General features: G+C 64.0%; 21 protein-coding genes and 1 pseudogene. 4 read left to right on the top strand and 18 right to left on the bottom strand.

What is annotated here, in order from left to right:
* Nucleotides 1-250 precede the first annotated feature (250 nt).
* A complete protein-coding gene (locus ACOI7Z_RS21905; protein ID WP_087849308.1) occupies nucleotides 251-2,323 on the top strand; it encodes a TonB-dependent siderophore receptor in 2,073 nt (690 codons plus the stop codon).
* Between the two features lie 250 nt (nucleotides 2,324-2,573).
* On the opposite strand, the gene ACOI7Z_RS21900 is transcribed toward ACOI7Z_RS21905, so the two are convergent.
* The 7 genes and pseudogenes from ACOI7Z_RS21900 to ACOI7Z_RS21870 all read right to left on the bottom strand — a co-directional run bounded on the left by ACOI7Z_RS21900 (nucleotide 2,574) and on the right by ACOI7Z_RS21870 (nucleotide 9,617).
* On the bottom strand, nucleotides 2,574-3,362 hold the full coding sequence (locus tag ACOI7Z_RS21900) for an ABC transporter ATP-binding protein (RefSeq protein WP_050533327.1): 789 nt from the start codon (nucleotides 3,360-3,362) through the stop codon (nucleotides 2,574-2,576).
* Nucleotides 3,356-4,351 (bottom strand): ABC transporter permease, encoded by a 996-nt coding sequence (locus ACOI7Z_RS21895; protein ID WP_087849309.1) that lies wholly within the window; start codon nucleotides 4,349-4,351, stop codon nucleotides 3,356-3,358. Before ACOI7Z_RS21895 ends, ACOI7Z_RS21900 begins: the two co-directional genes overlap by 7 nt.
* Complete coding sequence (locus ACOI7Z_RS21890) at nucleotides 4,332-5,369, bottom strand: ABC transporter substrate-binding protein (protein WP_072413325.1); 1,038 nt, start codon at nucleotides 5,367-5,369, stop codon at nucleotides 4,332-4,334. The genes ACOI7Z_RS21895 and ACOI7Z_RS21890 overlap by 20 nt, the downstream gene beginning before the upstream one ends.
* Nucleotides 5,366-6,340, bottom strand: coding sequence for an ABC transporter substrate-binding protein (locus ACOI7Z_RS21885; protein WP_048335943.1), 975 nt, complete (start codon nucleotides 6,338-6,340; stop codon nucleotides 5,366-5,368). Before ACOI7Z_RS21885 ends, ACOI7Z_RS21890 begins: the two co-directional genes overlap by 4 nt.
* Before the next feature lie 5 nt (nucleotides 6,341-6,345).
* On the bottom strand, nucleotides 6,346-7,497 hold the full coding sequence (locus ACOI7Z_RS21880) for an acyl-CoA dehydrogenase family protein (RefSeq protein WP_170927843.1): 1,152 nt from the start codon (nucleotides 7,495-7,497) through the stop codon (nucleotides 6,346-6,348).
* Nucleotides 7,484-8,579 (bottom strand): annotated as a pseudogene (locus ACOI7Z_RS21875) (LLM class flavin-dependent oxidoreductase). The gene ACOI7Z_RS21880 and the pseudogene ACOI7Z_RS21875 overlap by 14 nt, the downstream one beginning before the upstream one ends.
* Nucleotides 8,580-8,723: 144 nt before the next feature.
* A complete protein-coding gene (locus ACOI7Z_RS21870; RefSeq protein WP_087849310.1) occupies nucleotides 8,724-9,617 on the bottom strand; it encodes a LysR family transcriptional regulator in 894 nt (297 codons plus the stop codon).
* Between the two features lie 106 nt (nucleotides 9,618-9,723).
* On the opposite strand from ACOI7Z_RS21870, the gene ACOI7Z_RS21865 reads away from it, so the two are divergent.
* Together ACOI7Z_RS21865 and ACOI7Z_RS21860 are read left to right on the top strand one after the other, a co-directional pair.
* Nucleotides 9,724-10,326, top strand: coding sequence for a cysteine dioxygenase (locus ACOI7Z_RS21865; RefSeq protein WP_087849311.1), 603 nt, complete (start codon nucleotides 9,724-9,726; stop codon nucleotides 10,324-10,326).
* 5 nt (nucleotides 10,327-10,331) lie between these two features.
* On the top strand, nucleotides 10,332-11,912 hold the full coding sequence (locus tag ACOI7Z_RS21860) for a rhodanese homology domain-containing protein (RefSeq protein WP_087849312.1): 1,581 nt from the start codon (nucleotides 10,332-10,334) through the stop codon (nucleotides 11,910-11,912).
* A 12-nt stretch (nucleotides 11,913-11,924) separates the two neighbouring features.
* Here ACOI7Z_RS21860 and ACOI7Z_RS21855 read toward each other — a convergent pair whose 3' ends face one another.
* From ACOI7Z_RS21855 to ACOI7Z_RS21820, 8 genes are all read right to left on the bottom strand, one after another.
* A complete protein-coding gene (locus ACOI7Z_RS21855; RefSeq protein WP_087849313.1) occupies nucleotides 11,925-12,650 on the bottom strand; it encodes a polyphenol oxidase family protein in 726 nt (241 codons plus the stop codon).
* Nucleotides 12,651-12,752: 102 nt separating this feature from the next.
* Complete coding sequence (gene mhpT, locus ACOI7Z_RS21850) at nucleotides 12,753-13,949, bottom strand: 3-(3-hydroxy-phenyl)propionate transporter MhpT (RefSeq protein ID WP_065881353.1); 1,197 nt, start codon at nucleotides 13,947-13,949, stop codon at nucleotides 12,753-12,755.
* Nucleotides 13,950-14,020: 71 nt separating this feature from the next.
* Entirely contained in the window at nucleotides 14,021-15,037 is a 1,017-nt protein-coding gene (gene mhpE / locus ACOI7Z_RS21845; RefSeq protein ID WP_087849314.1) for a 4-hydroxy-2-oxovalerate aldolase, read from the bottom strand.
* Complete coding sequence (gene mhpF, locus ACOI7Z_RS21840) at nucleotides 15,034-15,984, bottom strand: acetaldehyde dehydrogenase (protein WP_087849315.1); 951 nt, start codon at nucleotides 15,982-15,984, stop codon at nucleotides 15,034-15,036. Before mhpF ends, mhpE begins: the two co-directional genes overlap by 4 nt.
* Nucleotides 15,977-16,783 carry a 2-keto-4-pentenoate hydratase gene (gene mhpD / locus ACOI7Z_RS21835; protein WP_087849316.1) on the bottom strand — a complete coding sequence of 269 codons (807 nt, stop codon included), beginning with the start codon at nucleotides 16,781-16,783 and terminating at the stop codon, nucleotides 15,977-15,979. Before mhpD ends, mhpF begins: the two co-directional genes overlap by 8 nt.
* Before the next feature lie 9 nt (nucleotides 16,784-16,792).
* Nucleotides 16,793-17,659 carry a 2-hydroxy-6-oxonona-2,4-dienedioate hydrolase gene (gene mhpC / locus ACOI7Z_RS21830; protein ID WP_048297720.1) on the bottom strand — a complete coding sequence of 289 codons (867 nt, stop codon included), beginning with the start codon at nucleotides 17,657-17,659 and terminating at the stop codon, nucleotides 16,793-16,795.
* A gap of 17 nt (nucleotides 17,660-17,676) precedes the next feature.
* Nucleotides 17,677-18,621 (bottom strand): 2,3-dihydroxyphenylpropionate/2,3-dihydroxicinnamic acid 1,2-dioxygenase, encoded by a 945-nt coding sequence (gene mhpB, locus ACOI7Z_RS21825; RefSeq protein WP_087849317.1) that lies wholly within the window; start codon nucleotides 18,619-18,621, stop codon nucleotides 17,677-17,679.
* A gap of 1 nt (nucleotide 18,622) precedes the next feature.
* Entirely contained in the window at nucleotides 18,623-20,287 is a 1,665-nt protein-coding gene (locus tag ACOI7Z_RS21820) for a bifunctional 3-(3-hydroxy-phenyl)propionate/3-hydroxycinnamic acid hydroxylase (protein WP_087849318.1), read from the bottom strand.
* 177 nt (nucleotides 20,288-20,464) lie between these two features.
* Here ACOI7Z_RS21820 and ACOI7Z_RS21815 point away from each other — a divergent pair, with 177 nt between their 5' ends.
* Nucleotides 20,465-21,277: a DNA-binding transcriptional regulator gene (locus ACOI7Z_RS21815; RefSeq protein WP_087849319.1), complete on the top strand. Its 813-nt coding sequence runs from the start codon at nucleotides 20,465-20,467 to the stop codon at nucleotides 21,275-21,277.
* Nucleotides 21,278-21,364: 87 nt separating this feature from the next.
* Here ACOI7Z_RS21815 and ACOI7Z_RS21810 read toward each other — a convergent pair whose 3' ends face one another.
* The 3 genes from ACOI7Z_RS21810 to ACOI7Z_RS21800 form a co-directional block, all read right to left on the bottom strand.
* Complete coding sequence (locus tag ACOI7Z_RS21810) at nucleotides 21,365-22,201, bottom strand: shikimate dehydrogenase family protein (RefSeq protein ID WP_032453232.1); 837 nt, start codon at nucleotides 22,199-22,201, stop codon at nucleotides 21,365-21,367.
* 15 nt (nucleotides 22,202-22,216) lie between these two features.
* On the bottom strand, nucleotides 22,217-23,539 hold the full coding sequence (locus ACOI7Z_RS21805; RefSeq protein ID WP_087849320.1) for an MFS transporter: 1,323 nt from the start codon (nucleotides 23,537-23,539) through the stop codon (nucleotides 22,217-22,219).
* Nucleotides 23,540-23,610: 71 nt separating this feature from the next.
* Nucleotides 23,611-25,464 (bottom strand): bifunctional sugar phosphate isomerase/epimerase/4-hydroxyphenylpyruvate dioxygenase family protein, encoded by a 1,854-nt coding sequence (locus tag ACOI7Z_RS21800; protein WP_087849321.1) that lies wholly within the window; start codon nucleotides 25,462-25,464, stop codon nucleotides 23,611-23,613.
* Between the last annotated feature and the right edge of the window lie 25 nt (nucleotides 25,465-25,489).

Here is a 25,489-nt window from a genome sequence, read left to right as displayed (position 1 = left end):
TTTTATCTTATATAACGTTTACTACTACATTCCTTCATGGTTGAATGATTCTCAATTACACACATAAAGGCGCGTTCAGACGCTAAATCGCGTGTTTTTATTATTCAGGGCAATGATTTTATTGGCTTTATCTGACCGCAAAGGCAGATTCGTTCACGAGAAAAAGATAATGACTCAACCCCATGTCGCCTTCACCTCGTTGCAAGGGCGGGCGCTTTTTTCGCTTCTTTTTTTAGCCTCACCGGGATTAATGGCCGCGGAAAATAACGCGGCGAAAGGTAACAACGACGCGGAAGAGACCATCACCGTGGTGGCCGACGGCGCCCAGCAGAGCGCCACCAGCGGCTATCAACCGCTCAGCTCCTCTACCGCGACGCTGACCTCGATGCCGCTGCTGGATATTCCGCAGGTGGTGAATACCGTCAGCGACCGGGTTCTCGAAGATCAGCACGCCACCTCGCTCGACGAGGCGCTGTATAACGTCGCCAACGTGGTGCAAACCAACACCCTCGGCGGCACCCAGGACGCCTTTACCCGCCGCGGCTTCGGCGCTAACCGCGACGGCTCAATCATGACCAACGGTCTGCGCACTGTTCTGCCGCGCAGCTTTAACGCCGCCACCGAACGGGTGGAAGTCCTGAAGGGGCCAGCTTCGACGCTGTACGGTATCCTCGACCCCGGCGGGCTGATCAACGTCATCACCAAACGTCCGGAGCGGCAGTTCTCCGGTTCGGTTTCCGCGACCTCCACCAGCTTTGGCGGCGGCACCGGCAGCGTCGACATCACCGGCCCCATCGAAGGCACAAATCTGGCGTACCGGCTGATTGGGGAATATCAGAATGAAGATTACTGGCGCAATTTCGGTAAAAACAAAAGCCGCTTTATCGCCCCTTCCCTGACCTGGTTTGGCGACCGGGCGACGGTGACCGCGTCCTATTCGCACCGCGACTACAGCGCGCCCTTTGACCGCGGCACTATTTTCGATCTGAATACCGGCCATGCGGTGAACGTCGATCGCAAAACCCGCTTCGATGAAGCGTTTAATATTACCGATGGCTATTCCGACCTCGCCCAGCTCAACGCCGAGTATCGCCTTAACGACGCCTGGACCGCGCGCTTCGATTACAGCTACAGCCAGGATCACTATAACGATAACCAGGCGCGGGTAATGGCCTATGATTCGGCGACCGGCAACCTCACCCGCCGGGTCGACGGTACCCACGGTTCAACGCAGAAGATGCACTCCACCCGCGCTGACCTGCAGGGCAACGTGGTGGTGGGCGGCTTTTATAACGAACTGCTGACCGGCGTCGCCTATGAGAATTACGATCTGCTGCGCACCGATATGCTGCGCTGCAAGAACGTCAAAGGCTTTAACATCTATCATCCGGTCTATGGCACCCTCGACACCTGTAATACCGTCTCCGCGTCCGACAGCGACCAGCGGATCCAGCAGGAGAGCTATGCCGCTTATGTGCAGGACGCGCTGTACCTGACTGACAACTGGATCGCGGTCGCTGGCGTGCGCTACCAGTACTACACCCAGTACGCCGGTAAAGGCCGACCGTTTAACGTCAATACCGACAGCCGCGATGAGAAATGGACGCCAAAGGCCGGCCTGGTCTACAAGGTGACGCCGAACGTCTCCCTGTTCGCCAACGTCGCCCAGTCGTTTATGCCGCAGTCGTCGATCGCCAGCTATATCGGCGAGCTGCCGCCGGAAGAATCCACCTCCTACGAAGTGGGCGCCAAATTCGACCTGCTGGAGGGCATTACCGCCAATATCGCGCTGTTTGATATTCATAAGCGCAATGTGCTGTACACCGAGAGCATTGGCGATGAGACGGTGGCCAAAACCGCGGGCAAGGTGCGTTCCCAGGGCGTGGAAGTGGATCTGGCGGGGTCCATCACCGATAACCTCAGCGTGATCGCCAGCTACGGCTACACCGACGCCAAAGTGCTGGAAGATCCGGATTACGCGGGGAAACCGCTGCCAAACGTACCAAAACATACCGGTTCGCTGTTCCTGACCTATGACATTCATAACGTCTATAACAGCAACACCCTGACGGTGGGCGGCGGCGGCCATGCGCTCAGCAAGCGCTCCGGCACCAACGGCGCGGATTATTATCTACCGGGCTATGCGGTGGCGGACGTGTTTGCCGCCTATAAGATGAAGCTGCAGTATCCGGTGACGCTGCAGGTGAATGTGAAGAATCTGTTTGATAAGACCTATTACACCTCTTCCATCGGCACCAATAACCTCGGCAATCAGATTGGCGATCCGCGTGAGGTACAGTTCACGGTGAAGATGGATTTTTAAGCCGTACATGGCGTCGCGCCGGATGCTCATTGCCGGGCGGCGCTGCGCTTGCACCGGCCTACGTTCTTTCCCCTTCTGTGGAGATTGCAGGCCCGGTAAGGCGCAGCCGCCACCGGGCAAAACGTGGCGCATGGCGCCGGATACCCGTTGCCGGGCGGCGCTGCGCTTGCACCGGCCTGCGGTCCTTCCCCCTTCCTCTCGAGTTCGCAGGCCCGGTAAGGCGCAGCCGCCACCGGGGAGTGCGTTTACCCTACCAGTCCTCCTCCTGGCCGAGGATGCGCAATATATCCTGACGATGCTGCAGCAGCTGCGGGTTATCGCGGTGGCGGGGAAAGGCCAGCGGCAGCGCGAACTCGGCGATAATCCGCCCCGGACGCGGCGACATCACCAGCACCCGCTCGCACAGCAGCAGCGCCTCTTCGATATCGTGGGTCACCAGCAGGCTGGTATACCCCTGCTGCTGCCAGAGGGCGATCAGCTCCCGCTGCATGCTGATGCGGGTCAGCGAGTCCAGCTTGCCCAGCGGCTCGTCGAGCAGCAGCAGGCGCGGCTCGTTCAACAGCGCGCGCGCCAGCGCGGCGCGCTGCGCCATCCCCCCTGACAGCTGCCGCGGCCACGCCTCGCTGAAGGCCTGCAGACCGATGCGGTCAATCAGCGCGTCGGCCTTTGCTTCCAGCCCTCTTTTGCCCTGCGCCTGCGGGCCCAGCAGCACGTTCTGCCGCACGGTCAGCCAGGGATAGAGCGTCGGGTCCTGAAACACCAGTATGCGCTCCGGCCCCGGAGCGCCGAGCGGCGCGCCGTCGAACTGCATCTGTCCGCTCTGCGGCGCTTCCAGCCCGGCCAGCAGCCGCAGCAGGGTGGATTTACCGCAGCCGGAAGGGCCCAGCAGCGCCACGCTTTCCCCTGGCCGCAGCTGCAGGCTGATATTCTCCAGCACTGGCACCGCCTGTTTGCCGAGCGTAAACGCGTGATGAAGATGGCTTATCGATACCGCCGCGCCGCGCACTATCGTCTGCGAACCTGACGTCGCGGTTACCATTGCATCCCTCCCCGCTGCCAGCTCAGCAGCTTATCGCGCAGCATAAATAATCCGCTGATCAGGCCGGAGCACAGCAAGGCCATCACCAGCAGCGCGGCGTACATATTGGGATAGGCCGCCCAGCCCTGGGCCCACTGGAGGTAAAAGCCGATCCCCGACTTCACCCCCACCATTTCAGCCACAATCAGCACCGAAAACGACGCGCCAAGCCCCATAAACAGGCCGACAAAGACGTTCGGCAGCGCGGCGGGGATCGCCACCCGCAGGATCAGGAAACGCTGGCTGGCGCCGAGGGTCCGCGCCACGTCGTACCACGCCCTGTCAATGCCGATGACCCCGGACCAGGTCAGCACCGTGACCGGGAACCAGGTGCTCAGCGCAATCAAAAACACGCTGGCGCCGAAGCTTGACGGAAAGATAAACAGGCACAGCGGCAGCAGCGCGGTGGACGGCACCGGCCCCAGCAGGCGTAACACCGGATGGACCCAGTAGCCTATCCGTTGCGACCAGCCAATGGCCAGACCGGTGACGAACCCGCTGCTGGTGCCGAGCAGCACCCCAAGCCCCAGCAGCCCCAGGGAGTGCAGCAGGCTGTCGAGCAGACGCGGCCAGTCGTCGTGCAGCACCTCGATCAGCGCCTGCGGCGGCGCGAAAAACGGCACCGGCAGCACGCCGCTCTTGGCGGTCAGCCCTTCCCAGGCAGCGAACAGCACCGGCAGCAGCGCCAGCCACTTGCCGGCATGCAGCACGCGCGCGCCGCGCGCTCGCCAGTAGCGATAGCTCAGCGACAGCAGCAGCAAGCCGCCGCCGAAGGCGAACTGCGCCAGCGCCCAGCCCTCGCTAAACGGCCAGCGCCGCCCGGCATCGGGCCAGGCCAGGGTGAACAGACCGCCCAGCAGCCACAGCGCGGCGGCCAGCAGCCCTTCTCCCCACAGCGGCGCGCGGCCGGTTGGGCGCGCCAGCGCCTGCTCAGGCGAATACGTTGGCATAGATACTCTCCGCAAACTGATGGGGATCGGTGCCCGGTTTGATCACCTGCACCCGCTGCAGGTCGACCGCATACTGCGTCAGCTCTTTCACGAACGCCTCCCCCACCGCGTGGTGGCCGTGCCCCTGTCCGTGCAGAATGCCGCTTACCTCCGCTTCACTGGTGTTGAGCGCATGGGCGAGGAAAGATTGCGCCACGCTTTCCGGGTGTTCGGCGGCATAGCTGTGCGCTTCAAGGATTGCCTGGGTGAGCGCCGCGGCGGCCGGTTTATGATCCCGCGCCAGGCTCCCGCTCACCCCCAGCACGCAGCAGCTCAGATTGGCATAGTCCCCGGTCATATTGCTGGCGATCAGCTGATACTTGCCGGTCTCCAGCAGCCGATAGCTGAACGGCTCGCTGCCGCTGATGGCGGCGATCTCGCGCTTATCCAGCGCCACGCTGAGCAGATCCGCCGGGTAGACTTTCCACTGCACGTCGCTTATCGGATCGATACCGTGGCGCTTAAGCAGGATGGCGAAGAAGTTTTTATCCGGCCCGGCCATGTCGGTGACGCCGATGGTTTGCCCTTTCAGGCTCTCAAGGCCGTTGAACGGCGACGCTTTGGCCGTCAGCAGGTTCAGGCAGCCGCCATGGGTCCCGGCGGTGAGCTTGACGTCAAAGCCCTGCTCCAGCGCCTTCAGCCAGCGCAGCGCCATCCCCACCCCGGCGTCGGCCTTGCCGGTGGCGATCGCCTCCAGCAGCACATCGGTGGAGTTGCCGAAGTTAACAAACTCAACGTCGAGGTTATATTTACTGAAAATCTTTTGCTGCTCGGCGACGGCGACCGGCGCGAGGCAAACCGCGCTTTTGTTGATCGCCAGCTTGATCTTGTACGGCTGCGGTAGGCGCAGCGCCGGATGAGCATCGCCGCTGGCCATCTCCGCCATATCGTGAGCCCACAGCGGCAGGGAAACCCCGGCCAGCACCAGGCCACCGCTGAGCTTTAAAAAACGACGACGGGAAAAAGCGGACGGGGTCATGGCGTTACCTCCGCGTGGGCCGGCCCGGCGGGCACGCTAAAGCTGGGGTCAAAGGTCGGTTTCACGTCCAGCCGGGTGCGGATCAGACCGTTGGCGAGATAAAAGTCGGCCGTCGCCTGCTGCTGGGTCACCGTTTCCTCCGCCAGCGGCTGCCACTGCGACTGACGGTTGGCAAACTGCGCGCGGGCGATCTCCGCCGGGAAGCGGATGATCTCCCCCAGCGTTTTGCCGTAGCTGTCGAGATTGGCGTAGGCCCAGCGCTCGGCGCCGGCAAGGCGCTGGAGATAATCCTGCAGCGCGGCGCGCTTTTGCGGGTCGTTAAGCGCTGAATCCGTTGCCGCAAGGAAGGTATTCCCCGGCAGCAGCCCTTTGCCGCTCACCAGGATCTGCCCCTCGTTGGTCTTCACCATCTGGGTGGTGTAGGGCTCCCAGGTCGCCCAGGCGTCCACCGAACCGTTAAGCAGCGCCACTTTGGCGTCCACCGGACCGAGGAACACCCACTGCACCTCCTTCGGCGAGATGCCCGCCTGCTCGAGGGCTTTCAGCGCCACGAAATGGCCAATCGACCCTTTACCCGTGGCAATGCGCTTGCCTTTTAACCCGGCGGCGGTTTTTATCGCGCTGCCGGGAGAAACCAGCACCGCGGTCCCCGCCGGGTTGCTTTTGTCCACGGCGATCGCTTTTACCGGCGCGCCGTTAGCCAGGGCGAAGAGCAGCGGCGCATCGCCGATGATCCCCGCGTCCACCGCGCCAGCGTTAAGGGCTTCCGCCAGCGGCGCGGCGGCCGGAAATTCGGCCCACTTAATGTCGTAGGGGAGGTTTTGCAGGGCGTTGGCCGCCTCCAGCTGCGAACGCATGCCGCCTTTTTGATCGGCGATGCGCAGGGTAAGCCGCTCCTGCGCCGTCGCGTAACCGCCCAGCGCCAGCAGCATCAGCGCTGCCGCCACCCGGCCTGAGAATGATAGACGCATCGTGATTATCCTTGTGATTGAAAGACGAAGTGGCCGGCTGCCAGCCAGGCGCTGTCGCTCTGCGGGGTATGCACCCGGCCGCAGAGCACATTGCGGTAGTGGCGTTCCAGCGGGTTTTGTCGGCTGAGGCCATGATTGCCGGTCAGCTCGAGCGCGATATCCACCGCCTGAATGGCGTTGTCGGTGATAGTGACTTTCGCCAGGTTGGCCTCAATGGCGGAAAAGCGCAGCGCAGCGGCCTGCTCCAGCAGGCTGCGGTTAACCAACAGCAGTTCGGCGATCTGCCCGACCTTCTCCTGCACCCGCGGCAGGCGGGAAAGCGGATGGCCGAGACCCGCGGGCACCCGCCCCGCCAGCCACCTCACCAGCCAGTCGTGAGCGGCGCGGGCGATGCTGTCATAGATCGCCGCCAGCAATGCCGTCTGTCGGTTGGCGAACAGGCGCAACGGTTCCGCCTGAGCGGCGGGTGGCGCATCGACCGGCCAGACATCCACCGCATGCTCTGCCGCCACCCGCACGTGGCGAAAAATCACCTCATGGCTGCCGGTAGCCCGCATCCCGGCGTGATCCCAGCTTTTCACCACGCTAATCCCCGGGCTGTCGCCAGGCACCAGCCAGGTGCCCACCCGCGGCGGGTTCTCATCGCTTCTCGCCCAAACCGCCAGCCAGCGCAGCCCTTCAATGCCGGTGGTATAGATTTTATGGCCGTTGATGTCCCAGCCGTCCGCGCGGCGGCTCGCCACGGTGTCCGGCAGGCCGCCGCGCGCCGGGGAGCCCAGATCCGGCTCAACGCGCAGACTGTTGATCAGGCCGCCGTGTTCGACGGCATCATGAAAAACCTGCTGGCGCAGCGGCGCGTGCCAGGCGTCGTTTTCCGCCAGCCGCAAATGGTGCAGATACTGCATGCAGACGATCAGCGCCGTCGCCGGCTCACCCCAGGCGATGGCGGCGATGGCCTGCTGCAGCTGGGCCAGGCTGGCGCCCGCGCCGCCGTAAGCACGCGGCACGGCGAGGCTTAACCAGCCCCCCGCGCGCAGAGGGTCGATATTGCGCCAGGGAAAGTCGCCGCTGGCGTCAAGACTGGCCGCCTGCTCCGCCATCTGTTGGCGTACCGCCGTCAGCTGCTGCGCCCAGTCGTCGCGCTCAGGATGGATCACGATGCGCGCTCCGCCACCGCACGCCGCGCGGCTTTTTCACGAGCGATCGGCAGCAGCGCCCGGCCGTAGTCTGCCGCATCGTTCAGCGGGTCGAATCCGCGGATCAGGAAGTTGCGCACCCCGAGGTCGTAGTAGTCGAGCAGCGCATCGGCCACCTGCTCCGGGGTGCCTACCAGCGCGGTGGAGTTATGCCCGCCGCCCACCAGCTGGGCGATGCCGGTCCACAGGCGTTTGTCCACCACTCTGCCCTGCGCGGCGGTGGCCCGCAGCCGCTGGGCGCCGATGCTGTCCGGTTTGGCCTTGAACCCGCCCCCGCGCTGCGCCGCCTGCTCGGTGGCGACGTGCAGGATATGCTCGGCTTTCTCCCAGGCCTCGGCTTCGCTGTCGGCGATAATCGGCCGGAACGAGACGCTGAAGCCAATATCACGCTGGTGTTTCGCCGCTTCGGCGCGCACGCGCTGGATGGTCTCGCCGGTTTGCGCCAGCGACTCGCCCCACAGGGCGAAGACGTCGGCGTGTTTGCCGGCGACAGCGATAGCCGCTTCCGACGAACCGCCGAAGTAGATGGGAAGATGCGGCTTTTGCAGCGGACGAATGGCTGACCAGGCCTGTTCGGCCTGATAAAAATCGTTGTGAATATCTACCGGCTGCTCACTGGTCCACACACGGCGTACGACGTCAAGGAAGGCGTCGGTGCGGGCATAGCGCTGGTCGTGATCGAGGTAATCGCCGTCCCGGCGCTGCTCGGCGTCATTGCCGCCGCTGATGATATGCACCGCCAGCCGGCCCCCCAGCAGATGCTCAAGGGTGGCGAATTTGCGCGCGGCAAGGGTCGGCGAGACAAAACCGGGGCGATGGGCCAGCAGGTACTGAATTTTCTGCGTCGACAGTCCGGCCAGGGCGGTCACCAGAAAGCCGTCGGGTTGATCGGACCAGTGACCCACCAGCAGGCGATCGAACCCGGCGGCTTCATGGGTTTGCGCAAAGCGAACGATATAGTCGCGGTCAAAGATCGGCCCCACCGGGGCAATCGTTTCGGAAGAGAGGCGATGGCCAATCATGCCGAGAAACTGAATGCTCATGAACAACTCCTTGCGTCAGGGTAATGGAGTGGCCGCGACGGCGGCGCTGGTCATTACCCTATACAGGGTGTGTTAATGAACAAAATGCATTTTTATCATATCTTAATATGCAAGACTGGCATTAAACAAAAATACATAGTGCTTTCAGTCGGATACTGTCAGCTGTTGCACCACTTTGCTGGCGAAAAAGGTCAGCGGCGACTGCAGGTTTGCCAGATACCGGGCGTGGATCAGCCACAGCGACACAGCAGGCTGAAAGTCGCTGAGGTTGACGACCTCGAGCTCGTCCCGCCACGGGCTGGCCGCCAGCGCCGCCCGCGGCACCAGACCCAGCCCCAGTCCCTGCGCCACCAGCGCCATCTGCAGCTGGGCGCCCGCGCTCTCGACGTTAAGCTTCAGGCGCAGACCCTGGCTTTGCAGCTCGCGGATGAGCCCGGCGCGTAGTCCACAGCCGTCGGGGTTAAGGATCCAGCCCTGTTCGACGCACTCCCGCAGCGACGACGCCCGCAGATTCAGACGCCGGGCGGCAATCGGCACCACCTCCAGGGGACACAGCAGCCGCCCGCTGTAGCCCTCGGCGAGGGTCTGCTGGGCGGGGCCCATCGCCAGCATGGCGTCCAGTTCGCCGTTTTCCAGCCGGCGCTGCAGCTCTCCGCTCCAGCCGCAGGCGACCTGTGGGGACAGTGCGGGAAACTGCTGGCTCAGCGCCGCCAGCGCCGCCGGCAGCGCGATCTCGCTGATACTCTGCGGTACGCCGAGACGCAGCGCGCCGCGCGGCTCGCCTTGCGGATCCAACAAGCTGTAGAGCTTTTTCGTCTCGCGCTTAATGCTCAGGCACTGCTCGTACACCCGCTGACCGGCGGCGGTCAGGGTCAGCGGGCGGGTCTGACGCGCCAACAGCGTGACGTTCAGCTCCTGCTCCAGACGCTGCAGGCGCCGGGTGATAGCCGACTGGGTGATCCCCAGATAGTCCGCCGCCTGATTGAGGGAAGAAAACTGCACCGTGGCCAGCAGAGCGTCAATATCGTCGATGCGCATAGGATCCTTATGTGTAATTTGCATATTAATATATGCGTAAATTGCATTTAAATAATATTAACGCCTCTGTTAGCGTTTTGACCAGTCCCTCTGACAGGAACCGCACATGACTGGACCACGACTGGAAAAATTACGCCATTTTATTCATGAGGTTGATCGCCTGCACCGTGAACACCACCAGACCGCGCCGCTGCTTGACGCCGTGGCCCAACGGCTGGCGGCGCTGGTACGTCACGACGACTGGCTGCCGGAAGAGTACACCCTGCCGCACCCGCACCATTACCAGCAGTATCTGCTGCATGCCGACTCCGGGGAGCGCTTCTCGATCGTCAGCTTCGTCTGGGGGCCGGGACAGGCGACGCCGATCCATGACCACCGGGTATGGGGGGCCATTGGTATGCTGCGCGGCGCAGAGGAGAATCAACGCTACCAGCTGGATGCAGACGGCATACCGCGGTCGCTGGGCGCCGCCACGCTCCTGCAGGCAGGCCAGGTGGAGAAAGTCTCCGTTGACGATGGCGATATTCATCGCGTCAGCAATGCGCTGGCGGATCGCGTCTCCATCAGCATTCATGTTTACGGCGGCAACATCGGCGCGGTGAAGCGCGCGGTGTATACCCCGGAAGGCCAGCAAAAACCGTTTATCTCCGGCTACGCCAACCGCCACGTGCCCAACATCTGGGATCCCTCCCGCGAACACCAAGGATAACCATTATGTCCACTTACGCTTACCGTCAGGCCGCCGGGATCCGCCAGGCGCTGCTCGACCGTCGTGAACTGGCGCTGCTCGACGTCCGTGAAGAGGCCGATTTCGCCACCGCTCATCCGCTGTTTGCCGTCAATCTGCCGCTCAGCAAACTGGAGCTGGAGGTGCGCCGGCGGATACCGCGCTTCACCACCCCGATCACCGTCTACGACAATGGCGAAGGGCTGGCGGCGATCGCCGTCGAACGACTGCGGACCTGGGGCTATCAGGATGTGGCCCTGCTGGCCGAGGGTCTCGCCGGCTGGCGCCGCAGCGGCGGCGAGCTGTTTCAGGACGTCAACTCCGCCAGTAAAGCCTTTGGCGAGCTGGTGGAAAGCGTGCGTCACACGCCGTCGCTCAGCGCCCGGGAGGTTCAGGCGCTCATCGACAGCCGGCAGGAGGTGGTGATCGTCGACGCCCGGCGCTTCGATGAGTACCAGACCATGAGCATCCCCGGCAGCATCAGCGTGCCCGGCGGCGAGCTGGCCCTGCGGGTGGAGAGCCTGACGCCCTCCCCGCAAACGCCGGTGATCGTCAACTGCGCCGGACGCACCCGCAGCATCATCGGCACCCAGTCGCTGATCAACGCCGGCGTGCCGAACCCGGTCCATGCCCTGCGCAATGGCACTATCGGCTGGACGCTGGCCGGCCAGACGCTGGCGCACCAGCAGCAGCGGCAATACGATCCCTCCGCCCGCGCCTCTGGCGCCCGGGCCGCCGAGGTGGCGCATCTCGCCGAACGGGCCGGGGTGGCGGTCATTGATGAGGCGACCCTGCAACGCTGGCTGCAGCAGAGCGACCGCACCACCTTTCTGTTTGATGTGCGCAGCCCTGAGGAGTACGCGGCGGGCCACTATCCTGGCAGCCTGAGCGCGCCAGGCGGCCAACTGGTGCAGGAGACCGATCACTTCGCCAGCGTACGAGGGGCGCGAATGGTGTTGCTGGATGACGATGGCGTCCGGGCGGCGATAACCGGCTCGTGGCTGGCGCAGATGGGCTGGGAGACGGCGCGGCTGAGCGCGCTGTCGGCCAGCCAGCTGAGCGAGCGCGGGATACCGGCCGCCGAAGTGCCCCCCGCCCCGCAGGCGGAGGAGATAAGCCCGGCGCAGCTGGCACAACAGCTGGACGACCCCGGTACGGTGGTGCTCGATTTCACCACCAGCGCCAACTTTGTCGCCCGCCATATCCCCGGCGCGTGGTGGCTGACGCGCTCGCAGCTGCGCCAGGCCCTGGACGCGATCCCTCCCGCCCAGCGTTACGTGGTGACCTGCGGCAGCAGCCTGCTGGCCCGCTACGCGGCGCCCGAGGTGGCAGTCTTAACCGGTAAGCCGGTACAGGTATTGCGCGGCGGGACGCTGGCGTGGATCGCCGCCGGTCTGCCGCTGGCCCATGGCGATGCCGGCCTCGCTGTCGAGCGCCGGGACCGCTATCGCCGTCCCTATGAAGGGACCGATAATTCCGCAGAGGCGATGCAGGCCTATCTGGAGTGGGAGTACGGCCTGGTGGATCAGCTGGCCCGCGACGGCACCCACGGTTTTCGGGTGTTCTAACGCCAGCGCGACTCAGGCCTCACGCATGATCCACGAGTATTGAAAGCTCTTCGGCGCCGGAAAATGGGTCCGGCGCCGGTAGGAGCCCAGCGACTGCGGCGTGCAATAGGTGCAGCTCCCCAGCCATTCAACGCTCGTTGACGCCATCCCCGCCTCTGCGAAGATCGCTTCAGCGAAAGCGCGCAGATCAAACCACAGATTATCGCTGCCGCGCGCCGCGGCTTTGAGCGGATCGCTGACCGGGCCAGAACGGGAATGGAACAGCCGCTGGCGGTGCCGGGCCACCCGGTCACCGCCGGGCTGGTCCAGCAGTTGCTGATAAAATCCGGCGGAGACTTCGTAACAGCAAGGGTGAATATGCGGCCCCACGGCGATGACCAGATCGGCCAGCGCCGCCCCCTGCTGGCGAAAAGTCGCCAGACTGTTGTCGATAATGCCGCTGGCCAGCCCCTGCCAGCCGGCATGCACGCTGCAGATGAAGCGACCGTCGCGCGAGGCGATCAGTATCGGCAGGCAGTCGGCGGTTACCACCCCCACCTTTTGCCCGGCGACGGCGGTAAACACCGCGTCGGCATGCGGGCGCGTCGGCAGCGGCTGCTGATAATGATGAACCTCATTGCCATGGACCAGCTTCACCGGCGCCATTTCGGCATAGGGAAAGGCGGCGGTTTCGTGGACATCGAGAAACGCGTGGCGGATGCCAGGGATAGCGTCGAGCAAGCGGGAGCGGTAAGCCATAGAGACGATAAGCGACAGAGAATGATGTCTTACCTTAGGCCAGGGCACGCGCAGAGGCAAGGCGGCGGCCCGGCATTTTTTCGCCGGACCGCCGGACAGGCTTCAGACAATGGCCGCGCGCTGCTGGCGATGCATCAGCCAGAACACCGCCACGCCGGCCAGCACAATGCCCGGCGCTGAGGCCGCCATCACCCCGACGGTGCCGGTGCCGAGGGCCAGCATCTTGCCGGCCAGCAGCGGACCGCTCATCGCCCCGAGGCGTCCCACCGCCACGGCGGTGCCGACCCCGGTGGCGCGGATCGCCGCGGGATAGAAGAGCGGCGCCAGCGCGTAGAGCACGCTCTGGCCGCCGGTGGCGAACAGCCCGGCGACAAACCCCGCCAGCAGCATCCCGCTCAGCGACGACGCGCTGCCCAGCGCCAGCAGCGACGCCAGAATGCCGCTGTATATCAGCAGCGACATGCGCAACGGAGTAAGCTTATCCATCAGCGCCCCCAGCAGCAGGGTGCCGCAGGCGGCGCCGATCTGCAGAGAGAACATCACCCCCGCCGCCTGGCTGGCGCTGAATCCCTGGCCTACCAGCAGCATCGGCAGCCAGTTGATCAGCATATAGACCACCAGCAGAGTGAAGAAATAGCCCAGCCACAGCAGCAGCGTGGCGGCGGCATGCCCCGGGGCAAACAGGGTGCGCAGCGGCACGCTGGTCTCCACGCGTTGAAACGCCTGCGATTCCGGCAGCCAGCGCATCAGCAGCGGGATCAGCAGCAGCGGAACCACGCCGCCAATCCAGAAGATGGTCTGCCAGGCCGCGGCAAGGCCAGAGAACCCCAGCGCTGCCGCCAGCGCGGCGCCAATGGGCACCCCGCAGTACATCAGGCTCACCGCCCGGCCGCGAAAACGCGGGCCAGCGGCTTCCGAGGTTAAGGCAATCAGGTTCGGCAATGCCGCCCCCAGCCCGACGCCGGTGAGCAGGCGCGCCAGCAGCAGCGTCGGGAAGCTCCAGGCCACCGCGGTGGCCAGCGAGAACAGGCCAAACAGCAGCACCGAGCCCAGCAGGATGCGTTTGCGCCCGTGGCGGTCCGCCAGCATGCCGCCCACCAGCGCGCCGGGCAGCAGGCCGAGGATCCCGGCGCTGAAGATCCAGCCCATCTGCATTTTATCCAGCGCAAAGGCCTGCGCCATGCCGACGGCGGCGATCCCCGCCGCCTGCAGATCCAGCCCCTCCATCAGGGCCACCATAAAACAGAGCCCGATGGTGACCATCAGGCGCGAGGAGTTTGCGGTCGTTATCTTGGTCATAGGGTACCTTTGCGATAGCCGGACAAACGGAGCAGGTGATGGGCGGCTGATGCATGGTCAGCCGCCCGTTGTTATTTTTGGCGGTTAAGCAGATCCAGCGCGACGTCGACGATCATATCCTCCTGGCCGCCGACCATCCGCCGTTTGCCCAGCTCGACGAGAATATCCACCGCGCTGAGGCCATAGCGCGCCGCCGCCGCTTCGCTGTGGCGCAGGAAGCTGGAGTAGACCCCGGCGTAGCCCAGCGCCAGCGTTTCGCGGTCGACGCGCACCGGGCGGTCCTGCAGCGGCCGCACCAGCTCCTCGGCGGCATTCATCAGCGCGTAGAGGTCGGTGCCATGCCGCCAGCCGAGCTTGTCGGCGGCGGCAATAAATACCTCCAGCGGCGCATTGCCCGCCCCCGCCCCCATCCCGGCCAGGCTGGCGTCGATCCGGTCGCAGCCCTCTTCCACCGCGGCGATAGAATTAGCCACCCCGAGGCTCAGGTTATGGTGGGCATGCATCCCGGTGGCGGTCTCCGGCTTCAGCACCGCCTTCAGCGCGCGGAAGCGATCGCGAATGTCATTCATGTTCATCGCTCCGCCGGAATCCACCACGTAGATGCAGGTCGCCCCATAGGATTCCATCTTCAGCGCCTGCTGCGCCAGCGCCTGCGGGGAGATCATATGGCTCATCATCAGAAAACCGACGGTGTCCATCCCCAGCTCGCGGGCAAAGGCAATATGTTGCGCCGCGACGTCCGCTTCGCTGCAGTGGGTGGCGACCCGCACCACCCGCGCCCCGGCCTGATACGCGGCTTTCAGGTCGTGCAGGGTGCCGATGCCCGGCAGCAGCAAGGTGGCGATTTTCGCCTGGCTGACCGCCTCCGCCGCCGCTTCAATCCAGGCGATATCGCTGTGGGCGCCAAAGCCGTAGTTGAAGCTCGATCCCTGTAGCCCATCGCCGTGGGCGACTTCGATAGAGTCCACCCCCGCCTTATCCAGCGCGCCGGCAATCTGCTGCACCTTCGCCAGGGAATACTGGTGACGAATCGCATGCATACCATCGCGCAGCGTCACATCCGAAATGTAGAGTTTTTTACCATTCATGCTGTCGCTCCCGCCGCGCTGTTCATTGCCCCGGCCATTTGCTCCGCCGTCGCCAGCGCCGCCGAGGTCATAATATCGAGGTTGCCGGCGTACGCCGGCAGATAGTGCGCCGCCCCTTCCACTTCGAGGTAAACCGCGGTTTTCAGTCCGGAAAAACGGCCCACGCCGGGCAGGTTGACCGGATTTTCCTCGGGGATAACCTCAAACTGCACCTGCTGCTTCAGCCGGTAGCCAGGCACGTAAGCCTGCACCGCCGCCGCCATCTCGGCGATCGAGGCGGCAATCGCCTCCTGAGACGCCATCTCGCTCAGCACATACACGGTATCGCGCATCATCAGCGGCGGCTCCGCCGGGTTCAGCACGATAATCGCCTTGCCCTTGCCCGCGCCGCCGACCTTTTCAATCGCCTGCGAGGTGGTTTCAGTGAATTCGTCAATATTCGCTCGCGTCCCCGGCCCGGCGGATTGACTGGCGATGGAGGCCACGATCTCCGCGTAATGCACCTTCGCCACCCGCGAGACCGCGGCGACCATCGGGATGGTGGCCTGCCCGCCGCAGGTCACCATATTGACGTTGCCCTGGTGGAGATTGGCCTCAAGGTTGACCACCGGCACGCAGTACGGGCCAATCGCCGCCGGCGTCAGGTCGATGACGCGGATCCCTGGCTTCGCTTCGCGCAGCGCGGCATCGTTTTTGACGTGCGCGCCGGCGCTGGTGGCGTCGAAGACAAAGTCGATATCGGCAAACTCCGCCATCTGCATCAGGCCGCCCACCCCTTCGTGGGTGGTCGCGACGCCCATGCGCCGGGCGCGGGCCAGGCCATCCGACTGCGGATCGATGCCGACCATCACCGCCATCTCCAGTTGCTGGCCGTGGCGCAGAATTTTAATCATTAAATCGGTGCCGATATTCCCGGAGCCGATAATGGCGACTTTACGTTTACGCATCACGATGTCCTTCTCCGGCGGCGACGAAGCATGCCGCGACTGAGCCAATACCTTCAATATGGGCGACAAAGCTGTCCCCCTCGTTAATCGCCACCATCGGGCCTAACGCCCCGGTCAGCACGATATCCCCCGCCCGCAGCGGTTCTCCGAGGCTGGCCATCTTGCGCGCCAGCCACACCGCGGCGTTCAGCGGATGCCCCAGGCACTCGCTGCCCCGGCCGCTGGAGACCAGCTCCTGGTTGCGGGTCATCTGCATGGCGCACGCTTTCAGATCCAGACCCGCCGGTCGCTGCGCCGGGCCGCCGATGACGTACAGGCCGCAGGAGGCGTTATCGGCGACGGTGTCGACAAAGCCGATTGACCAGTCGCGAATGCGGCTGCCCACCACCTCCAGCGCCGGCAGCACCCATTCGATGGCGTTATACAGCTCATCAAAAGTGGTATCGGCATGGGGCAGATCATGTTTCAGCACCAGGGCGATCTCGGCCTCCACCTTGGGCTGCAGCACGCGGCCAAACGGCACATCGGCGTTGTCGCCGTAGCACATGTCGGCAAACAGGGTGCCGAAATCCGGCTGGTTGACCCCCAGCTGCTGCTGCACTTTGGGATGGGTCAGGCCTACCTTGCGGCCCACCACCCGCCGGCCATGGGCCACGTGGTGCTGAACGTTCAGGCGCTGGATAGCGTAGGCGGCGTCGGCGTTGTCGACGCCGAGGATATCGCGCAGCGGGGCGATCGCCTGGCCGGTTCGTTCGGCGTCGCGCAACAGCTGCGCCAGCGCGTCAAGAGAAATAGTCATCATCACTCCTTAAGCCCGTGCGAGGAAATTGAGCACCAGCTGATTAAAACTGTCGGCATGTTCCCACTGCGCCCAGTGGCCGCAGTCGCGGTAAATGTGCAGCTCAGAGCCGGCGATCCCGGCGAGCAGGCGTAGTCCGGCGTCCATCGGCACGAAGCGGTCATTGCGTCCCCAGACGATGAGAGTTTGCGCAGCGATCTCGCCAAGCCGCGGGCCAAAGTCAGGGAATTGTTTCGGGTTGGCTTCGAGGCTCTTGACGAAGTTGTCCAGATGGTCGCGGCGCGACAGCATATTGTTCAGCCGCGCCTCGAACAGCGCGTCGGTGAGGTCACGGGTGTCGAAGACGAAAATGCTCATCATCTTCTTCAGGTTTTCAATGGTCGGCTCGCGGTACAGGGCGTTCAGCAGTTTGATGCCTTCCGTCGGCATCGGCGTGAACAGGCTCATGCCGCCGGTTCCCCCGCCCATCAGCACCAGCTTCGCCACCCGCTCTGGCCAGCTCAGGGTGAAGGCCACCGCGCTGTGACCGCCCATCGAGTTGCCCAGCAGATGGACTTTATCGATCCCCAGCTGATCGACCACGCTTTTCAAAATGCGGGCGTTAAGATCCGAACGCGAACCGCTGTTGACGATCGAATCGCTCTTCCCCCACCCCGGACAGTCCAGGAGCAGCACGCGATAGCCCGCCTCGACCAGCGGGTCAATGTTGCGGCTGAAGTTGGCCCAGCCGGTGGCCCCCGGCCCGGAGCCGTGCAGCATCACCACGGTCTCTTCCCCGTCGCCGCAGTCATTGATATGGATGCGCAGCGTGCGGCCTCCCTCGTCGACGTTGAGGAATCGGCTGGTGGCGTCTTCGGTTTGCGGTTGATAGCTCATGTTAGTCTCCCGGTTAATCAAATCTCGGTGGTGGCGCTCAGCGAGCCGAATCCGGCGATCCACTCGGGGATCGGCCGGTAATAGCGGCCTTCGCTGCGCCAGTGGCCAAAAGCGGATAGCGCGGCAAAGGCGGCCACCCAGGTCTTAATTTCGTGCGTCGATTTGCCGGCCATCGCCGACAGCTCGTCGTTGCCGATCGCGTCCAGTTCGCTCAGCCGCCCCTGCTCCAGCAGGCTCATAAAGCGGTTGTCCCAGACCGGGTTGAGGGGATGGAGCGAGCGCTGGTCTTCGGTAAACCGTCGGGCGGCGCTGATCACCCGCTGCTGGCGCAGCTCGCGTTCGTCCGGCGGCAGCTGTTTGCCGCTGCCGAGCAGGCGGTCGCGCAGATGGGCGTCCGCCTTCGCCAGCTCCGGCACCGGCGGCTGGTGCGAAAGCCCGCCAGAGCCGAGGATCAGTACCCGCTTATTGAGGGTGTTGAGGAAGCGGCCCATCGCCTCGCCCAGCAGCCGGGTGCGTTGAAAACCCGGCAGCGGCGCGGCGACGCCGTTAATAAACACCGGCAGCACCGGCAGGCGATCCAGCCCACCCAGCAAAAACTCCAGCGGCTGGGCGAAGCCATGATCCACCTGCATGTTGTACGACACCGCCAGGTCGATGCCGCTGTTGATCACGGCGTGGGCGCAGGCTTCCGCCAGCTCGGTGGGCACCGGCAGGTCGCCGGCGGCGCTGGCGAAGTCGCCGATGGCGGTGGCGCCGACGCCCAGGCAGAACGGCGGCATCACGTCATAGAAAAAACCGTTGTAGTGATCGGGGGCGAAGAGCACCACCAGCTCGGGATCGAATTCAGCGATCCGCCGCCGGGCGTCGGCAATCACCCCGTTCACCTCATCGAGGACCGCCTGCTCCGGGTCAACGAATCCCACCAGCGGGGTGTGCGACAGACAGTGTACATAGGCATGCATATCAGGCCACCTTCTCTTCAGCGTGGCCGGTATCCCCGGCCGCAAGGGTCATTTTTTCCGCCAGGGCGGTCAGCTGCGCGCCGAGGGTTTGCGGGATAGCGAGAGCGGCGACAAAGCGGTCCGGCCTGACCACGGCGATGGCGGTGTTATGTTGCGCAAACCAGCTCTTCAGACGGTTTTGCTTATCCCCCACCCGCAGCGTGCCCGGGGCGTTATCCTGCTCGCGATGGATCTGCACCTCCGGCACGACCTGGATAAAGCGCACCCCTATCGCGCGCCAGCGGGCGATCTGCACGGCGTCGAGCCCCCACTGCGGGTTGCAGCCCCAGCCGATAATGGCGAAATTCGCCCCGATAACCTCATCGAGCAGGAGACTCTCACCGTTCTCCAGCGTCACCTGCGGTTGAATAAACATTTTGCCCACCGGCGAGGCTTTGCCTGCGCCGTCGGTCAGCAGCGCCCCTTCGCGATACTGCGGCATCGGCTTAAAGCGCATTTCGAGGAAGTAACGTTTCACCGGCGGCAGGTAGTTCAGCAGCCAGGAGAGGCCATCGCGCGCCGCGCCCTGCCAGCGCTTCGGCGGCGCCAGCACGTGACCGGCGGTGACCGACAGGTCAATCATCGCCTTCGCGTGGTCGCGACGCTCCTGCTGGTAGCTGTCAAGCAGCGCCTCTCCCGCTTTGCCGTTGACCACCAGCGCCAGCTTCCACGCCAGGTTGAAGGCGTCACGCATGCCGCTGTTGTATCCCTGGCCCTGCCAGACCGGCATGATGTGCGCGGCGTCGCCGGCCAGCAGCACCCGGTCAATGCGAAAGCGCTCGGCAAGGCGCGCGTTATGGGTGTAGACCCGCTGGCGGATCAGCTCGACGCGATCCGGGTCCGGCAGCACTTTGCTCAGCAGACGGCGCATATTGTGCGGCTCGCTGAGCTGGGCTTCGGTTTCCCCGGGCATCACCATAAATTCAAAGCGGCGCACGCCGTGGGGCAGCGCGGCGGAAACATAGGGCCGCACCGGGTCGCAGCACAGGTAGACGTGCGGGGTGGCCAGCGGATCGTTGGCGATATCGATGACGATCCACTGGTTCGGCGCGGTCTTGCCTTCGAAAGGGACGTTCAGCGTGCGGCGAATAAAGCTAGCGCCGCCGTCGCAGGCCACCAGCCAGTCAGCGCGCACTGTCTCCCGCTCGCCGTCCGGTCCTTTGATATTTAACGTGACACTGTCACTGCTCTGGCTAAAGGCTTCCACTTCGCGGGAGAAGAGGCAACGGACCTGTGGGAAACGCTGCAGGCCGTGATACATCACCGCATCCACCTGCGGCTGAATAAAGGCATTGCGCCGCGACCAGCCAAACTCATCGGTCATCGGCTGGATGTCGGCAAAGCAGCGGCCCTTCGGGGTCAGAAAGCGCATGGCGTGCCACGGCGTGGTGTGCGGCAGCACGTCATCCACCAGCCCCACCGCCTGCATCGCCCGCAGCGATTCATCGTCAATACCGATGGCCCGCGGGTAATCGATCAGTTTGTCGAGCTTTTCCACCAGCAGCACGCTGATGCCCATCTGGCCAAGGTAGTTGGCCATCATCAGGCCTACCGGACCGGCGCCGGCGATGGCGACCTGGGCGGTATGCTGCACGGCGGGTTGAATATCGGGTGTAGATGTTGTCATTCTCAGCGACCTCACGACTCGGAAACTGCCCGGCTGACAGGCAATTTGTTAATCATGTGTAAACGTATTTTTATAATGGGCTGAGTATAGGGCGGGTGTTTTCGGCTACAATCAAAACATCGCTGAATGTGCACCAGGTGCACATCGCTGTTTATAAAGCATTTTAAGGAAGGATTTATGCGTGATGATGGGGCCACTGAGTACAAAACGGTGCGCGGATTAAGCCGGGGTTTATTGTTATTAAAATTGTTAAATAAATTCGACGGCGGCGCGACGCCCGGCCTGCTGGCGGAGTTTAGCGGCCTGCATCGCACCACCGTGCGCCGGCTGCTGGAGACGCTGCAGGAGGAAGGTTTTGTCCGCCGCAGCCGCTCCGATGACAGCTTTCGTCTGACCATTAACGTCCGCCAGCTGAGCGACGGATTTCGTGACGAACATTGGATTTCTGCCCTCGCCACGCCGCTGCTCGGGGAACTGCTGCGCGAGGTCCAGTGGCCGACGGATATCACCACCCTCGACGTCGACGCCATGGTGGTGCGCGAAACCACCCACCGCTTCAGTCGGCTGTCGTTTCACCGGGCGATGGTAGGACGTCGACTGCCGCTGCTGCTCACCGCCTCCGGTCTGACATGGCTGGCCTTTGCCCCCGACGCGGAGCGCGACGCCATACTCAGCATGCTGGCCGCCCGTCCGGAAGCGGAATATCAGCTGGCTCGCGAACCGGAACGGCTGGCGACGATCCTCGCCCGCACCCGCCAGAACGGCTATGGCGAAAATTTCCGCGGCTGGCGGCAGGAGGAGAAAATCGCCTCTATCGCCGTGCCGGTCTGCAGCCAGCAGCGGGTCATCGGCTGCCTCAACCTGGTCTATATCGCCAGCGCCATGACCATTGAGCAGGCGGCGCAGAAGCATCTCTCCGCGCTGCAGAGGGTGGCGGGCCAGATAGAAGCCCGCATGGAGGATGAAGAAGTGTGGTACGAAATGCCCTGAACGTCCGCTGGCGTGTGAGAAACCGCCTGCAGATAACGTGATGATAAACCCGGCCACACTGCGCGGTGCGGCCGGACGGGCGTCGCGTCAGTAGCGAATTTCCGCCAGCGCCCGCAGCTGTTCGGGGGTGGCTACCGGCAGGTCGAAAAAGCGCAGATAGGCAGGGATCATTTCAAACAGCATGTCGGTCCCGCGCTGGATGTGGCACTGTCGCGCCTGGGCGGCTCTCAGCAGCGGAGTATACTCCTGGGTCATCACCACCTCCCCCACCCAGGTGCCTGGCGCCAGACGGTCAACGTCCAGCGGCAGCGGATCGCTGACCTTCATCCCCAGCGGCGTGGCGTTGACCACCAGCTCGTGTCCGGCAGGATCGTGCTGCATCAGAGTGATATCGAGCTGTGGATAGTGCTGATGCAGCCGTCCAGCGAGGGCGTGCGCCACCTCGGGACGGGTATCGTACAGGGTCAGGGCGCTGACCCCTGCAGCCGCAAGGGAGGCGGCGATAGCCGACCCCACCCCGCCGCTGCCGACCACCAGCGCCCTCGTCCCCTCAGGCTGAAATCCCTTACGGCGCAGGCCCAGCACAAAGCCGTCGCCATCGAACATGTCCCCGGAGAGGCTGCCGTCCGCCTCGCGACGGATGGCGTTGCAGGCGCCGGCGATAGCCGCCGTCGGGCTCAGGCGTTGCACCAGATCGCAGGTGGCGATTTTATGCGGCATCGTCACCAGCGCGCCGATGATATTGGTCATCGTAAACAGCGGCGGAATAAACGCGGCATAGTCCTCCGGCCTGACGCCCATTGGCACCACCTTCACGTCCACCTGCTGGTCGACAAACCACGGGTTGTAGATCATCGGCGCCTTAAAACTGGCGGTCGGATAGCCAAGATGCGCTATCAGCCGCGTATTCCCACTAATCACCATGCCTTGCTCCTTTGCTTACTGCGATAACTCGATACGTTTGACGTCGCCGAGGATAAACAGATAGGCCGCCACGCCCAGCAGCGCGGCGCCGCCGATGTAGATCAACGCGTAGAAGAAATTGCCGAACCCGGCGACGATAAAGCCGATCACCAGCGGAGTGAGGATCCCCGCGAGGTTGGCGCAAAAGTTGAACAGGCCGCCGGTGAGCCCGCCCAGCCCCTTCGGGGCGATGTCGGAGATCAGCGTCCAGCCGAGGCCCACCATCCCCTGGCCAAAAAAGGCAAACGACATCACCAGGATCACCGCCAGGTCGCTCTGCAGCCAGTTGGCGGTGATGATGCAGCTGGCCATCAGCAGGCCGGCGACGATCGGCAGCTTACGCCCCAGGTTGGCCGACCCGGTGGCTTTAAGCAGCTTGTCGGAGATCCAGCCGCCAAACATCACCCCGCCGGCGGCGGCGACAAACGGCAGGATGGAAAAGAAACCGACCTTCAGCCACGGCATATGGCGTTCGGTGGCCAGCCAGGTGGGAAACCAGGTGAGAAAGAACACCAGCACCGTATTGCCGGCAAACTGGCCGATACTGGCGCCGATGATCTGACGTTTGCTTAGCAGCTGGCGGACCAGCGGCCAGCTGAACGCCACCTGCTGGTCGGCTGGGGCGCTCAGGCCGCCGCCGTTTTCGATATGCTCGCGCTCCTGCTGGCTGAGACGAGGGTCTTCATGCGGTTCGCGATAGCAGCGCCACCACACCAGGGCGAACAGAATGCCCACCACGCCGACGCTGACGAACAGCGCCCGCCAGCCGAAGCCGTCCATGATCCAGAACAGCAGCGGGGCAAAGCAGGCCAGCCCGAGGTATTCCCCCACGGTGTACACCGCCGTGGCCTTCGCGCGCTCCTGCTGCGGGAACCAGGCGCTGACCACCCGGCTGTTCACCGGAAAGCACGGCGCTTCGCTGACGCCAAGCCCGAAACGGCACAGCAGCAGCGTCTTCAGCCCCACCGCCATGCCGTGGAACAGGGTAAACAGCGACCACAGGGTCAGCGACAGAAAATAGGTCACTTTGTTGCCAAAACGGTCGAGAAACAGCCCGCCGGGGATCTGCGCCAGAGCGTAGGTCCAGGCGAAAGCGGAGAAGAGGATCCCCATGAGCGCAGGGTCGATCCCCAGCTCACCGGTCAGCTTTGGGGCGGCGATCCCCAGCACGGTGCGATCGAGGTAGTTGATCATGGTGCCGATGGCCAGCAGCGCAAGAATGCCGATGCGCCGCCGGGAGCGGCGCGCGGTGACGGCTGGCTGGGCGGCGGCCGTCGGGTTAGGGCTATATGAGCTCATAGTCGGTTCCTGTCTCGGGTACAGAGGGTGTTGTTATTGTGTTTCAGGCATAATGAACCATTTGATTCAGGCTAACAATACTGCATCGCCGCCAGACGAACGGCCGCATTCGCCGCGCCATAGAGCGCGTAGCCTGCCCGTCGTTCGGTTAATTCAAAGAAGAAGCGCCCGGCGATGAAGGGCCGGGTATACAGATGCAGGAACGCTCCGCCCTGCGGATCGCGGTCGTAGAGGAGCTGCCGCCGCTGGAGCTGCCCGACGTCCAGCTCGCCGCCAAAGCGCGCCAGCAGATCGTCATAGTAATTGGCCGGGATCGGCAGCGCATGATCGGCAACCGCGGCGAGCTGGTCGCAGGTGGCCGGCAGATCGCGGCAGGCAAAGGCGGCATGCTGCAGCCCCGCCCCCTGGTAGCAGGCGACCGAGCGGGCGATCTGCGTCGCCCGGCTCTGGGAGATATTCAGCGCCAGGCGGATCTCCCCCTGCGGGCTGCGCACCGCCAGACTACGCACCAGCCCATAGGGATCCGGCAGCGTCTGCTCATGTTCGAGCGTAAACCCAAACACCGTGCGGAAGAACATTACCCAGTTGTCGCGGCTGTCGGCTTCCATCCCCAGCGCCAGATGGTCGATGCCGAGGTAATCTTCGCGCACCGTCACGCCATCGCGCAGGAGAAAGTCGCGCTCGTAGATCGCCTCCCCGGCGTCGATGAGATAGACCAGGCTGCCGTCAGGGGCGCAGATCGCCGGGATCGGCGTTTCGTTCGGCCCGGCGTCGCCCTGCCAGGTGGCATACCCCAGCGCGCGGGCGCGAGCGACAATCGGCGCACTGCTGTCGACCCGCAGCGCCATCGCGCAGAGCGATACCCCGTGGCGTTGATAAAAGTGATCGGCCCAGCTGTGGGGCTGATGGTTAATCACGATCCGCGCCCCGCCGTTGCGCCACAGCGTGACCTGTTTGGAGCGGTGGCTTCCCTCGTGCTGAAAACCCAGCGCCTGCAGGTGCTGCCCCAGGCGCTGCACCTCGGCGACGCTGGCGGCGAATTCGATAAACTCCAGCCCGTGACAGACCGGCGGTGGCGGCGGTGAAAACAGATCGGCATCGCACGCCGGGAGCCGGCGACGAGTCTGCTCCTCCAGCCACAGCAGCGAACGATAGCCATCTTTGGCCGTCGCGCCGTTCGGCGAGGCGCGAAAACCGTCATTAAAGATCTCCAGCGACCAGGGGCCGCGATAGCCGCAGCGGGTGATCTGCTCGGCAAACGCCTCCAGCGGCAGCTCCCCCTGCCCGGGGAAGCAGCGGAAATGGCGACTCCACTCCAGGAGATCCATTTTCATATACGGCGCATCGGCGAGCTGAACGAAGGTGATTTTCTCCACTGGCACCGATGGCAGCGCGTCGAGGGTGTCGCCCCGGGCCAGGATATGGAAGCTGTCGAGCACCAGGCCCAGCGCCGGGCTGTCCACCCGCTGCACCCGCTCCCAGGCCTGCTGCCAGCGGTTCACATGGGTTCCCCAGGCCAGCGCCTCATAGCCGATAGCGATCCCCTCCTCTTCCGCCAGCGTGGCCAGCGCCCGCAGGTCCGCCACCTGCAGTTCGCTATCCGCCGAGCAGTCCGGCTGCACATTGCTGCACAGCAGCAGCGTGTCGCAGCCCAGCTCGCGCATCAGCGCAAATTTGCGTCTGGCGCGGGCCATATTGGCCGCAAACTGCGCCCGGCTGGCGCCTTCAAAATCGCGAAAGGGTTGAAAAAGCGTGATTTTTAACCCTAAATCGGCGGCCAGCTGGCGGATTTCCGCCGGCGTCCCCGTATAATAGAGCAGATCGTTCTCGAAAATTTCCACACCCTGATACCCCGCCGCCGCAATAGCGTGCAGCTTCTCTGGCAGGGTGCCGGAAATCGAAACGGTGGCGATAGAGCGCAGCATAAGGTCCTCGGGTCAACAGCTGACG

This window comes from Klebsiella sp. C283 (assembly GCF_048822555.1).
Classification (GTDB): domain Bacteria; phylum Pseudomonadota; class Gammaproteobacteria; order Enterobacterales; family Enterobacteriaceae; genus Klebsiella; species Klebsiella quasipneumoniae.
This window is presented reverse-complemented; position numbering and strand designations above follow the sequence as displayed.